General features: G+C 73.4%; 11 protein-coding genes and 1 pseudogene. 8 read left to right on the top strand and 4 right to left on the bottom strand.

The genetic code is table 11. The features are described 5' to 3' along the window. Both ACFVQ3_RS17770 and ACFVQ3_RS17775 read right to left on the bottom strand, forming a co-directional pair. Positions 1-85, bottom strand: a pseudogene (locus tag ACFVQ3_RS17770) (dihydrofolate reductase); the annotation flags it as partial. A 108-nt stretch (positions 86-193) separates the two neighbouring features. Continuing rightward, positions 194-1,057, bottom strand: a complete 864-nt coding sequence (locus tag ACFVQ3_RS17775) for an AraC family transcriptional regulator (protein ID WP_387641893.1) — start codon at positions 1,055-1,057, stop codon at positions 194-196. Between the two features lie 129 nt (positions 1,058-1,186). Here ACFVQ3_RS17775 and ACFVQ3_RS17780 point away from each other — a divergent pair, with 129 nt between their 5' ends. Together ACFVQ3_RS17780 and ACFVQ3_RS17785 are read left to right on the top strand one after the other, a co-directional pair. Then, positions 1,187-1,732: a carboxymuconolactone decarboxylase family protein gene (locus ACFVQ3_RS17780; protein WP_387641896.1), complete on the top strand. Its 546-nt coding sequence runs from the start codon at positions 1,187-1,189 to the stop codon at positions 1,730-1,732. Positions 1,733-1,965: 233 nt separating this feature from the next. Continuing rightward, positions 1,966-4,269: a sodium-translocating pyrophosphatase gene (locus ACFVQ3_RS17785; protein ID WP_387641899.1), complete on the top strand. Its 2,304-nt coding sequence runs from the start codon at positions 1,966-1,968 to the stop codon at positions 4,267-4,269. A 96-nt stretch (positions 4,270-4,365) separates the two neighbouring features. Here ACFVQ3_RS17785 and ACFVQ3_RS17790 read toward each other — a convergent pair whose 3' ends face one another. After that, positions 4,366-5,085, bottom strand: coding sequence for a TetR/AcrR family transcriptional regulator (locus ACFVQ3_RS17790; protein WP_387641901.1), 720 nt, complete (start codon positions 5,083-5,085; stop codon positions 4,366-4,368). 191 nt (positions 5,086-5,276) lie between these two features. Here ACFVQ3_RS17790 and ACFVQ3_RS17795 point away from each other — a divergent pair, with 191 nt between their 5' ends. The 3 genes from ACFVQ3_RS17795 to ACFVQ3_RS17805 all read left to right on the top strand — a co-directional run bounded on the left by ACFVQ3_RS17795 (position 5,277) and on the right by ACFVQ3_RS17805 (position 8,041). Next, a complete protein-coding gene (locus tag ACFVQ3_RS17795) occupies positions 5,277-5,852 on the top strand; it encodes a hypothetical protein (protein WP_387641903.1) in 576 nt (191 codons plus the stop codon). Positions 5,853-5,925: 73 nt separating this feature from the next. Then, the gene (locus ACFVQ3_RS17800) at positions 5,926-6,354 is read left to right on the top strand and encodes a hypothetical protein (RefSeq protein WP_387641905.1); all 429 of its coding nucleotides are present in this window, start codon (positions 5,926-5,928) and stop codon (positions 6,352-6,354) included. Positions 6,355-6,460: 106 nt separating this feature from the next. Next, positions 6,461-8,041, top strand: a complete 1,581-nt coding sequence (locus tag ACFVQ3_RS17805) for a methyltransferase (RefSeq protein ID WP_387641908.1) — start codon at positions 6,461-6,463, stop codon at positions 8,039-8,041. A gap of 147 nt (positions 8,042-8,188) precedes the next feature. Here the strand turns inward: ACFVQ3_RS17805 and ACFVQ3_RS17810 are convergent, their stop codons facing one another. Beyond that, complete coding sequence (locus ACFVQ3_RS17810) at positions 8,189-8,755, bottom strand: TetR/AcrR family transcriptional regulator (RefSeq protein ID WP_387641911.1); 567 nt, start codon at positions 8,753-8,755, stop codon at positions 8,189-8,191. Between the two features lie 66 nt (positions 8,756-8,821). Between ACFVQ3_RS17810 and ACFVQ3_RS17815 the strand changes: the two genes are divergently transcribed. The 3 genes from ACFVQ3_RS17815 (at position 8,822) to ACFVQ3_RS17825 (ending at position 11,967) form a co-directional block, all read left to right on the top strand. Further along, positions 8,822-9,331, top strand: a complete 510-nt coding sequence (locus ACFVQ3_RS17815) for a DUF2867 domain-containing protein (protein ID WP_387641914.1) — start codon at positions 8,822-8,824, stop codon at positions 9,329-9,331. A gap of 91 nt (positions 9,332-9,422) precedes the next feature. After that, a complete protein-coding gene (locus ACFVQ3_RS17820; RefSeq protein WP_387641916.1) occupies positions 9,423-10,376 on the top strand; it encodes a LysR family transcriptional regulator in 954 nt (317 codons plus the stop codon). A gap of 103 nt (positions 10,377-10,479) precedes the next feature. Then, complete coding sequence (locus tag ACFVQ3_RS17825) at positions 10,480-11,967, top strand: S1 family peptidase (RefSeq protein ID WP_387641919.1); 1,488 nt, start codon at positions 10,480-10,482, stop codon at positions 11,965-11,967. Positions 11,968-11,999: the final 32 nt, after the last annotated feature.

Here is an 11,999-nt window from a genome sequence, read left to right on the forward strand (position 1 = left end):
GCGCACGCAGAGGAACGATCCCCTCCTCGTCCAGCTCATAGATCGTCTTCAGATACATCTCGGTGGTATCGATCAGGTCGGTCACGTCGCGCTCCGCTAAAGTTGAAGGATTCCAATCTTGGAGTCGTTCTAGATGCTACGCCATGTGGCGGCGGGTGTGCACGGAGGCCTGCCGGTGCGCCGGAGGTCGATGTCACGAGCCGCCGCCGCCGTCGGCGGCCAGCCAGGCGCGCGGGGAGCGCCCCAGCCGCTGGGAGAACGCCCGGGAGAACGCCGCGGGCGTCGCGTACCCGACCTCCGTCGCGGTACGGGCCACGGAGGTGCCGCCCCGGAGCCGGTTCTGGGCGACCGTGAGCCGCCACGACGTCAGGTACTCGTTGGGCGACTCGCCGACGGTGGTCCTGAAGTGCAGCGCGAACGAGCTGCGCGACATGCGCGCCTCGCGGGCCATCGCCTCCACGGTCCATCTGCGCCCGGGGGACTCGTGGATCGCGACGAGCGGGCGGGCGAGGTTCTCGTCCGACAGCCCGTTGAGGAGGCCCGGTGGCAGGTCGAGGTCGCTCGGGTGGTCCAGCATCCAGCGGAAGAGCTGGACGAGGACCACGTCGAACAGGCGGTCGGCGACCAGACGCTGACCGCACCGCACCTGGTCGATCTCGGCGAACAGCAGGTCGAGCGACGGCCCGAGGCTCTCGATCTCGTCGAGCGGGAAGAGCAGCACCGGCGGAAGGGTGCGGACGAGCGGGTGGGTCGCGCCGCCCTCGACGTCGAACGTCGCGCACGCGAAGTCGGAGTCCTCGGTCGGTGCGTTATGGAAGACGTGCTCGAGCGGCTGCGGATAGAGCAGGAGCGTCGGGCGGTCGACGACCCGAGGCTCGGACAGTCTGCCCCCCGTCTGGTGGCTGATCCCCATCTCGCCGCGGCGCAGCACGTGCAGGAATCCCCGGCCGGGCTGCGCGGCGAACGTCGTGACGCCGCACAGAGGGCCGACGTGGAAGAGACGGGAGCGCACCCGATAGGAGTCGAGCAGGGCTGCGAGACGGTCCGGCGGAGGCATCTGACCAGGATGCCGGACGATCCGGTAAGAACTCAAGAGGATTCGACTCATATCGTCCGTCAGTGGCTGGCATCGTGGGAATCGCCCCGGTCAAACCGGAGGCGACCACCCCCTCACGAAGGAGCCCTCATGTCCCGTGTCCCCCTGATCGACCCCCGGTCCACGACGGGAACCGTCACGACGCAGCTGGACGAGGTCCGGGCAGCGTTCGGCACCGTGCCGACGATGTTCCGAGCAGTCGCCAACTCGCCCGCCGCCCTGCAGAGCATGTGGGGAGCCTTCGGTGCGCTCGGCGGCGGGACCCTCGGCCCAGCGATCGGCGAGCAGATCGCCGTCGCCGTCGCCGACCGCAACTCGTGCGAGTACTGCCTCGCGGCCCACACCGCGCTCGGGCGCCGGGCCGGTGTCACCCGTGAGGCGCTCGCCGCCGCGCAGTCCGGGACGTCGGACGACCCCCGGACCGCAGCCCTGCTCGGCTTCGTGCTCCAGCTCGTCGAGTCGAGGGGACAGGTCGACGCCGAGGACCTCGAGGCGGTCCGTGCCCAGGGATGGACCGACGAGCAGATCGTCGAGACCATCGCCCACGTCGCGCTCAACCTGTTCACCAACTACGTCAACATCGCCCTCGCCGTGCCCGTCGACTTCCCGACGGTCGCACTTCGCCAGCCCGTCTGACGAGGCGCCCGAGGGTGCCACGGCGCCTCCCGTCCCGGGCCAGGGCCGGGGCGGCACGGCGGCACGCACCGACAGGTGCGTGCCGCCGTCGTCGTCGTGCACGGACACGCTCGCACGAGGCGTCGCACGACGTCTCGTGACGCACGCCACACATGACTAGACTCGGGCGCATCCTCCGGGGGTGCCGGGGGGCCAGCCGGTGACCCCGGTCCAGCAGTCGTCAAGGAGGACGGATGCTCACGCTCAGCTCCACCAGTCTCACGATCGTCGCGGTGATCGGGGCCATAGGCCTCGCCGCGCTCGTCTTCGCGTTCGTCCTCAGACGCCAGGTCCTGGCCGCTCCCGAGGGCACCGCGAAGATGCAGGACATCGCCCAGGCCATCCAGGAGGGGGCCTCGGCCTACCTCAACCGGCAGTTCCGGACCCTGGCGCTGTTCGCGGTGATCGTCTTCGGACTCCTGTTCCTCCTGCCCGGCGACGCCGGGATCAAGGTGGGGCGGTCGGTCGCGTTCCTCGTCGGTGCCGGGTTCTCCGCGTGCATCGGCTACCTGGGGATGTGGCTCGCGGTGCGCGCGAACGTGCGCGTCGCGTCGGCCGCGACCAGGCCCGGGGGACGGGCCGAGGGGGCGCGCGTCGCGTTCCGGACCGGTGGGGTGGTGGGGATGTCCGTCGTGGGTTTAGGCCTGCTCGGTGCGGCCGGCGTGGTGCTGCTGTACCGAGGGGACGCACCGGCCGTGCTCGAGGGGTTCGGGTTCGGGGCTGCACTGCTCGCGATGTTCATGCGCGTGGGCGGCGGGATCTTCACCAAGGCGGCGGACGTCGGTGCGGACCTGGTGGGCAAGGTCGAGCAGGGGATCCCCGAGGATGACCCGCGCAACGCCGCGACCATCGCGGACAACGTGGGCGACAACGTGGGCGACTGCGCGGGCATGGCCGCCGACCTGTTCGAGTCGTACGCCGTCATGCTCGTCGCGGCCCTCATCCTCGGCAAGGCCGCGATGGGCGAGCAGGGGCTCGTCTTCCCCCTGATCGTCACGGCGATCGGCGCGTTCGTCGCGGTGCTGGGCGTGTTCATCACGCGCGTGCGCGGCAGCGAGAACGGCCTGCGGGCGATCTATCGGGGCTTCTACCTCTCGGCGCTGCTCGGCGCGGTCCTCGCGGGCGTCGCGGCGTTCGTGTACCTGCCGTCCTCGTTCTCCGAGCTGTCGGGCACCGCGGACCTGGGCGACGTCACGAGCGACCCGCGCGTCGTCGCGGCGCTCGCGGTCCTCATCGGCGTGGTCCTGGCAGGCATCATCCTGTGGGTCACGGGCTACTTCACGGGCACGACGTCGAAGCCCACCCTCCACGTCGCAGCGACCTCCCGCACGGGTGCGGCCACGGTCGTCCTGTCCGGGATCGGGGTCGGGTTCGAGTCCGCGGTGTACACCGCGGGCATCATCGCCGCGGCGATCTGCGGTGTCTTCCTCATCGCGGGCGGCTCGGTCTGGCTGTCGCTGTTCCTCATCGCGCTCGCGGGCTGCGGCCTCCTGACGACGGTCGGCGTGATCGTCGCGATGGACACGTTCGGGCCCGTCTCGGACAACGCGCAGGGCATCTACGAGATGGCCGTCGGCGAGGCGGGCGACGGCAACCCGGAGGCCGCGCAGATCCTCACCGACCTCGACGCCGTGGGCAACACGACCAAGGCCATCACCAAGGGCATCGCGATCGCGACCGCGGTCCTCGCGGCGACCGCGCTGTTCGGGTCGTACGCCGACGCCGTGGGCGGGGCGCTCGCGGACATCACGAACCCGGCCGGCGGGCTCGTCGTCTCGATGCTCGACTACTCGATCATCTCGCCCATCACCCTGGTCGGCGTGATCCTCGGCGCCGCGACCGTGTTCCTGTTCTCGGGCCTCGCGATCGACGCGGTGACCCGCGCGGCCGGTGCGATCGTCTACGAGGTGCGCCGCCAGTTCCGCGAGCACCCCGGGATCATGACGTACGACGAGCGGCCCGAGTACGGCAAGGTCGTCGACATCTGCACGCGCGACTCGTTGCGCGAGCTCGCGACGCCCGGCCTGCTGGCCGCGTTCGCGCCCATCGCGGTGGGCTTCGGGCTCGGCGTGGGGCCGCTCGCGGGCTTCCTCGCCGGAGCGATCGGGGCGGGCGTGCTCATGGCGGTCTTCCTGGCGAACTCGGGCGGCGCGTGGGACAACGCGAAGAAGATCGTCGAGGACGGCGCGTACGGCGGCAAGGGGTCGCCCGCGCACGAGGCGACCGTCGTGGGCGACACCGTGGGCGACCCGTTCAAGGACACGGCCGGCCCGGCGATCAACCCGCTGCTCAAGGTCATGAACCTGGTCTCGGTGCTCATCGCCCCGGCCGTGGTGCTGCTGAGCGTCCCCGAGGACGCCAACCACACGCTGCGCATCGCGATCGCCGTGGTCGCGGCGGGCATCGCGTTCGGGGCCGTCATCCTGTCGAGGCTGCGCGCGGCGCGCGTGGATCGCGAGCAGATGTCGGAGGAGCCGCAGGCGGTGCGGGCGGGCTGAGCCGGCGTCCTCCCGCGCCGACGTGCCAGGACGAGCGTGACCCCGAGGTCACGCTCGTTCTGACGTCCGGGCGGACCCCCGGGCGAGCCGCCCGCGTCACCGCCAGTGCTCGAGCAACCGCGCGGTCGTGCCGGTCGCCCTGTCGAGGACGTCCTCGGTCCCGTCGGCGGCCGCGGACAGCAGCGCGGCGTCGATGAAGTGACCCAGGAGGTCGACGTCGGTGACGTGGTCGTACCCGCTGGCCTCGAGCACTGTCCGCAGGGCCCCGAGCAGCCGGGGGCGGCTCGCGCGCAGGATGGGGCGCAGCGCGGGGTCGCGCATCGCGGTGAGCACGGGGTCGAGCCGGACGTCGACGACCTGGTCGTCGACCGAGGGCGCGTAGAACGTCTCGATGAGCAGCCGGGCCGTCGTCGCGGTCGAGCGGTCACGACGCGCAAGGCTGGCGGCCTTCTGGGTCGCTGCGGTGCCGCGCAGCTCTTCGGCGGCCTCGACCGCGGCCGTGACGAGCGCGGAGCTCGACGGGAAGTAGTACGAGGCGGAGCCTTGCGGGACCTGTGCCGCGCGCGCGACCCGTCGGTGCGTGACCGCCGGGAAGCCCTCGGCGAGCAGGAGGCGTGCGGCGGCGTCGACCATGGCGCGCTGCCGGTCGCTGCTGCGCGCCTGGACGGGGACGCGCGCGTCGGTGCTCCGCCGTCGGGCCGTGGTCGTGAGGTCCGGGGGGCCGGCCGGAGGGGTGTCGGCGCGGGCGGGGAGGGGCTCACCCTCCGGTCCCGTGGCGTGGGAGGGTCCGACCGTCTCTCGCTGCGTCGCGCTCACGCGGTCATCCTAGGGAGGAAACGGACCAAGGGGGCGCCGTCCACCGTGGAGAACTGGTGACGGTCGCGGGTCAGGTGGCCGGGGACCGTGGCCGGCGGCGCGGTGCTGGCCGTCCGCTCCGCGTCGCCCCGCCGGCTCCTGAGGGGGCCGGGCGTTTTCGGTGCACGGCCTCGAGCCCGCATCATGGAGGGATGAAGACCTCGTTCCTGCGCCCGACGACGGCGCTCGCCGTCGTCGCGCTGCTCGCCCTGGGAGGCTGCTCGGGTGGGGGCGACGCCGAGCCGTCCGCCGCGTCGCCCACGTCGTCCGCGAGCGACGCGGCCGCTGACAGCACCGCGGTCGATGCCGCGACCGACGCGGCGTCGGCGGCTGACGCGGACGCCGCCGCAGCGGAGGGGGACGCGGCAGCCCCCGCCGACCCGGCCGCCGACACGTCGTTCTGCGCCGAGACCGAGGCCGCGTGGGCCGCGGCCAACACCGCGCAGGTGTCGATGAGCGTCGACCACCCCCGCACCCTGGTGACGGGCTTCGAGAACGCCCGGGTCGCGCTCACGAGCGTCGAGCCCCCCGCGGACGTCGCGGCCGACTGGAAGACCGTGACGTCCTACGTCTCGACCGCGGCCAAGGCGCTCGCGAAGGCCGACAGCGACGCACCGAAGGAGATCGTCAAGGCGCTCGACGACGTGGGCAAGGACCTCGACACGGAGGCGATGACGGCGGCGTCGGCGCGTGTGACGGCCTACCTGGACACCACCTGCCGCGCGTGAGGTGGACGGGGAGAACTCCCCAGGGCGTGAATTCTGGCGACGATGCTCTCAGCAATGCTCCAGGATGGGGTCCGTGACCAACCGAATGAGCACGACCACGACCCTCGGCGGCATCGCGACCGCCGTCCTCCTGACCTTCTCCCTCGCCGCGTGCAGCGGCGGCGCTGACGTCGCCGCGTTCTGCAAGGCCGGCGAGGACCTCGACGCCACGATGGCCGACGTCGACCCGTCGGACCTCGCGAGCACCGGTGGCGCCTTCACCACCCTCGCCGCCGAGATGGAGAAGATCACCGCCCCCGACGACGTCGCCGCGGACTGGAAGGTCCTGACCGGGGCCATGGCCGGTGCGGGGGAAGCCTTCACCGAGCTCAACGACCTCGACCCGACCGACCCCGCGTTCCTCGACAAGGCGACCGCCGTCGGCGACGACATCCAGAGCGACGAGGTGACCGCCGCGATGAAGAACCTCGAGACGTTCTCCGCGGAGAACTGCGAAGCCTGACCCGAGAGCCGTCCAGGAGGGGCCGGTCCCGCAGCGAGCGCTGCGAGGCCGGCCCCTCGGCGTCGGTCCCGGGCGCCCTGCGCGCCGACCGGGGGAGGATAGGGGCATGTCCCTCGGTGAACCCACGATCGACCCACGCCTCCTGCCGCTGCTGCGCGACGACCTCGCGGCCGCCTCCTACACGGTCGACGGGGTCGAGGACTTCCTCGGTCCGCTCGCCGCCGCGGCCCTGCACCGCGAGCAGGCCGTCCCGGCCCTGCGCGTCGCCCGGGCCGCGCTCGACGACGCGACCGGTGCGGCGTCGTCGGGCACGAAGGACCCGCGGGCCGTCCTCGCCGGGCTCTTCCTGCTGGGCCTCGAGGTGCGCCGCGCGGACCTCGACGCCGCGCTGCCGGGCGTGGGGACCGACGGCGCCGCGCGCCTCGGGCTCGTGGCCGCGGCGGGCAACGGCCCCGACGACGGCGTCCGCGCCCTCCTCGACCTGCGCCCCTACGCCGCGGCCGACGCCGCCGGTCCGGTCACCTGGTGGCTGGCCTCGGACCTGGGCGAGCTCGCGACCGGGCGACGCCTCGCAGGCGACCACGTCCTCGGCGCCGGTGGTGCCTCGATCACGCTCGCGCAGGTCACGATGCGCACGCCCGTGGACCGCGTGCTCGACCTCGGGACCGGCTGCGGCATCCAGGCGCTGCACGCCTCGCGGCACGCGCAGTCCGTCGTCGGGACCGACATCTCCCGGCGTGCGCTGCGGTTCGCCGAGTTCAACGCGGCCCTCGACGGGGTGAGCCTGGACCTGCGGGAGGGCTCGATGCTCGACCCGGTCGCGGGCGAGCAGTTCGACCTCGTCGTCTCCAACCCGCCGTTCGTCATCACGCCGCGCACCCCGGGCTCGGGGACGATCCCCGAGTACGAGTACCGCGACGGCGGCCGCGCGGGCGACGACCTGGTGCGCGACCTGATCCTGAACGTCGGGGACGTGCTCGCACCGGGCGGTGTCGCGCAGATGCTCGGCAACTGGGAGCACCGACCGGGCGAGCCCTGGACCGAGCGCGTGGGCGCCTGGCTCGAGGAGGCCGGGCTCGACGGCTGGGTCGTCCAGCGCGAGGTCCTGGACCCGGCCGAGTACGCCGAGACGTGGATCCGCGACGGCGGCACGACCCCTGAGCGCGAACCCGGCGCGTGGGCCGCGTCGTACGAGGCGTGGCTCGACGACTTCGCGACGCGCGACGTCGAGGCCGTGGGCTTCGGGATCGTCACGCTCCGCAAGCCCGCCGAGGGGCACCGCGTGAGCCTGCGCCGCCTCGAGGAGCACACGGGATCGGTGCGTCAGCCGCTCGGCGGGCACCTGGCCGCCTCGCTCGCGGCGCACGACTGGCTCGCGGCCCGCGACGACGCGGCGCTCGCGTCCTCCCGGCTCGCCGTGGCCCCCGACGTGACGGAGGAGCACTACCTGACGCCCGGCGCCGAGGACCCGAACGTCGTGATCGTGCGGCAGGGCGACGGCCTGGGGCGCGGGATCCAGGCGTCGACCGGGCTGGCCGCGCTCGTGGGGGCGAGCGACGGCGAGCTCACCGTCGGACAGCTGATCGGCGCGATCGCGTCGCTGTTCGAGGTCCCGGCCGGTGACCTCGCGGGCGAGCTGCTCCCGGCGGTGCGCGGCCTGGTGCGGGACGGTTTCCTGGTGCCGTGAGTCTGAGCCGCCGAGCCGCCGAGCCGCCGAGCCGCCGAGCCGCTGAGGCGCTGGGCGCCGAGCACGAGGTTGAGGTCGTTCTCCGGGTGATGACGGCCTCGACCTCGTGCTCGACCGCACGGAGCCCGACCCTGCTCGAGCCCGCCGTCAGCCCCGGCCGAGGATCATCGCGAGGCTCAGGTCCCGCACGGCCCGCGCGTCGTCCCCCGTGGGGGCAAGGTCCGGGGTCGCGAGCGTCAGGTGCTCGGCGCCCACGACGGTCGCGAGCGCGATGGTCGCGCGTGCCCGGGCCTCGTCGGGCGTGAAGCCTGCCGTCCGCAGGAGGCGCGTGACGACGTCGAGCCGTCGCGCCGTGACGCGGGACATGGCCGCAGCGACGCCCGGGAGGGCGGTCTGCGCGTAGAGGAGCTGTTCGCCCGTGCGGGGCGAGCGGCGGCGGGTCACGGCGGCGAAGAGTGCGGCGAGCTGGTCGGCCGGGCTGCCGGGTGTGGCCTCGACCTCCTCGGCGATCCGTGCGGTCTCGGCCTCCCAGCGGGCGAGGACGGCGTCGACGAGGGCCTGCCGGTCGGCGAAGTGCCAGTAGAACGAGCCCTTGGTCGCGCCGAGCGTGCGTGCGACGGCCTCGACCTTGACGGCGTCGAGCCCGTCGGTCGCGAAGGCGTCGTAGGCGGCGTCGACCCACGCGGAGGCGTCGAGACGGGTGGTCGGCGGCATGCCCCGTACGCTACCGTATGGAGAACCGTACGGTGGCGTACGGCCAGGTTCGAGGAAGGCGATCCCATGACCGCAGCACCTGCGGAGCCCCACTTCTCCTCGCTCGCGTTCGAGGACGTCCCCCGACCGGACCACGCCGACGTCGTGGTCGTGCCCCTGCCCGACGGCGCCACGACCGACCCCGCCGCCTGGGCCCGCGCGATCTTCGACGTCCGCTCGACACCCCTGTGGGTACGGGCCGCGTTCGCGCTGCGGCAGGCGCTCGTCCCGCTCATCGGGGTGGGCCGCGGGGACCAGGGCGTCTTCGACGTGGCGCGGGTCGAGGGGGAGGAGGCGCTCATCGTCGCGGACGACACGCACCTGGACTTCCGTTGCGCGGTAGGGGTCGACGGCGCCGCTCGCCTCGTGCGCGTCACGACCGTCGTGCGCCTGCACGGGTGGAGGGGGCGCGCCTACTTCGCGCCGGTGCGCCTGGCCCACGGACCGGTGCTCACGGCGATGCTCCACCGGGCGGCCCGCCGCCTGGGCCAGTCCTCCGACCCAGCCCGACGACGTCCGCGCCGAGCACGGGGTTGAGGTCGATCTGAGCCCCAGAACGACCTCAACCCCGTGCTCGGCCCCTCGCTCCCGGGGGTGAAACGTCACCCGCCGCGCTAGTTTCGGGCGCATGGACCTCGAGCTCCGGCACCTGCGGCTGATCGTGGCCGTCGCGGACCACGGGAGCGTGACCCGCGCCGCGGCGGCGCTCGGGATCGCCCAGCCGGCGCTGACCGCGCAGCTCAACCGCATCGACCGGTCGCTCGGTGGGCAGGTCTTCACCCGTGACCAGCGCGGCGCCCACCCCACGGCCCTCGGGGAGCTCGTCCTGGGCCGGGCCCGTATGGTGCTGCCCGCCATGACCTCGCTGCTCGACGACGTCCAGCAGCACGTCAACCGTGACGAGGACGGCCCGGGGACCCTGCGCGTCGGGACCGTGGCGAGCGCGCTCGCGGGCCGGTTCGTGCACCGCCTCGTCACGGCCCTGCCCGACGTCCGGGTCACGACCGCCACGAGCTGGTCCGTGGACGACACCGCGCAACAGCTCGCGACGGGCACGCTCGACGTCGCGCTCGTGGGCCTGTGCTCCGATGCGACCCCGCCCACGACGGGAGGTGTCGCCTGGTGGCGCGTCGACGTCGACCCCGTGTTCGTGCTGCTGCCCGACGCCCACCCGCTTGCCGAACGCTCGTCGGTCCCGCTGGGCGAGCTCGCCGACGAGGTGTGGCTCAGCGGGCCCGGCGACGGGTGCTTCGAACGGTGCTTCGCGCAGGCGTGCGCGCGGGCGGGCTTCACGCCGTCGGGCCTGAGCGAGGCCGACCGGCCGACCGTGATCGACCTGGTCCAGGCCGGACACGCGGTCGCCCTGGTCCAGCCGACGTTCCCCGACACCCCGGGCACGCAGGTCGTGCCGCTCGACGGCGCCCCGCTGCGCTGGGCGCACTACGTGGGCTGGCGGGGCGGCTCGGCGCACCTGCCCGTCGAGGTGCTCGTGGACGCCGCCGTCCGGTCCCACCACGACGCCGTGAGTCGCAGCCCCCGCTACCTGTGCTGGCTCGACGCCTACGGGGAGACCCGTACATAACGCCCCGGTATGACCCGGCTGGCATCTGTGCCGCCCGCGTCCCGCTCCCTAGCGTGAGCCTCGTTCACCCGGCGATCCCGGGACCCGACGAAGGGACAGCGAGATGGCACGATCATTCTGGAGGACGCTCACCACGGTGTGCGCCGCGACGGCGATGGTTGCCGGACCCACAGCGCTCGCCGCGAACGCGGCGACACCCAGCCCCGATGCACCGACGATCTCACCCCCGACCTCCTCGAAGGTCTCGCCCGAGGTGCTCCGCGCCCTCCAGCGGGACCTGGGGCTGAGCGCCAAGGACGCGACGAAGCGTCTGGCGTTCCAGTCCGACGCGGCGAGCACCGAGGACGCTCTCGCCGAGAGCCTGGACGCCTTCGCGGGCGCCTGGGTCGACCCCGCGAAGAACGCGCTGTACGTGGGCGTCGCCGACGCCACCGAGACCGAGGAGGTCCGTGCGGCGGGCGCGACCCCGGTGGTCGTCGACCACACGCTCGCCGAGCTCGACACGTGGAAGGCGGCGCTCGACGGCGAGCTCACCGACCCGGCCGCGGTGCCGAGCTGGTTCGTCGACGTCACGACCAACCAGGTCGTCGTCAACGTGCACGACGGCGGCCGCGCCCTCGCGGAGCAGGCCGCCGCGAGCGCGGGCGTGCCCGCCGACGCCATCACCTACGTGACCACGACCGAGGCACCTCGGCCGCTCATCGACGTGGTGGGCGGCAACGCATACACCATGGGCTCGGGCGGGCGCTGCTCGGTCGGCTTCGCGGTGAACGGGGGCTTCATCACCGCCGGGCACTGCGGCACGGTCGGCACCCGCACGTCGGGGCCGGGCGGCACGTTCCGCGGGTCGAGCTTCCCCGGCAACGACTACGCCTGGGTACAGGTCGACGCGGGCAACACCCCGGTCGGCGCGGTCAACAACTACAGCGGCGGGCGCGTCACGGTCGCGGGCTCGACGGCCGCGCCCGTGGGGGCCTCCGTCTGCCGGTCGGGCTCCACGACGGGCTGGCGCTGCGGCACGATCGCGGCCTACAACAGCTCGGTGACGTACCCGCAGGGGACCGTCTCGGGGCTCATCCGCACGAACGTGTGCGCCGAGCCCGGAGACTCGGGCGGCTCGCTCCTCGCGGGCAACCAGGCGCAGGGCGTGACCTCGGGCGGGTCCGGCAACTGCTCGTCGGGCGGCACGACGTACTTCCAGCCCGTCAACGAGGCGCTCGGGGCGTACGGGCTCACGCTCGTGACCTCGGGGGGCGGCGGCAACGAGCCGCCGCCGGCCGGGTGCACGGGCTATGCCCGCACGTACCAGGGCAGCGTCTCGGCGGGGACCTCGGTCGCGCAGCCGAACGGCTCGTACGTCACGGTCCAGAACAGCGGGACGCACCGCGTGTGCCTGAGCGGCCCGGCCGGCACGGACCTGGACCTGTACCTGCAGAAGTGGAGCGGGTCCGCGTGGGCGAACGTCGCGCAGTCGACGTCCTCCGGTGCAGCGGAGGCGATCACGTACACCGGCACCGCCGGGTACTACCGGTACGTGGTGAACGCGTACGCGGGCGGGGGTGCGTACACCCTAGGAGCGACCACGCCGTAGCGTCCTCGGTCGAGAACGGGGTTGAGGTCGCT

The sequence above is a fragment of the Oerskovia sp. NPDC057915 genome (assembly GCF_042887685.1).
In the GTDB taxonomy this organism is placed as follows: Bacteria; Actinomycetota; Actinomycetes; order Actinomycetales; family Cellulomonadaceae; genus Oerskovia.

Excerpts from the sequence above, each read along its gene's own strand:
- ACFVQ3_RS17775 (WP_387641893.1), bottom strand. The coding sequence starts at position 1,057 with ATGCCTCCGCCGGACCGTCTCGCAGCCCTGCTCGACTCCTATCGGGTG.
- ACFVQ3_RS17780 (WP_387641896.1), top strand. The coding sequence starts at position 1,187 with ATGTCCCGTGTCCCCCTGATCGACCCCCGGTCCACGACGGGAACCGTC.
- ACFVQ3_RS17785 (WP_387641899.1), top strand. The coding sequence starts at position 1,966 with ATGCTCACGCTCAGCTCCACCAGTCTCACGATCGTCGCGGTGATCGGG.
- ACFVQ3_RS17795 (WP_387641903.1), top strand. The coding sequence starts at position 5,277 with ATGAAGACCTCGTTCCTGCGCCCGACGACGGCGCTCGCCGTCGTCGCG.
- ACFVQ3_RS17805 (WP_387641908.1), top strand. The coding sequence starts at position 6,461 with ATGTCCCTCGGTGAACCCACGATCGACCCACGCCTCCTGCCGCTGCTG.
- ACFVQ3_RS17810 (WP_387641911.1), bottom strand. The coding sequence starts at position 8,755 with ATGCCGCCGACCACCCGTCTCGACGCCTCCGCGTGGGTCGACGCCGCC.
- ACFVQ3_RS17815 (WP_387641914.1), top strand. The coding sequence starts at position 8,822 with ATGACCGCAGCACCTGCGGAGCCCCACTTCTCCTCGCTCGCGTTCGAG.
- ACFVQ3_RS17820 (WP_387641916.1), top strand. The coding sequence starts at position 9,423 with ATGGACCTCGAGCTCCGGCACCTGCGGCTGATCGTGGCCGTCGCGGAC.
- ACFVQ3_RS17825 (WP_387641919.1), top strand. The coding sequence starts at position 10,480 with ATGGCACGATCATTCTGGAGGACGCTCACCACGGTGTGCGCCGCGACG.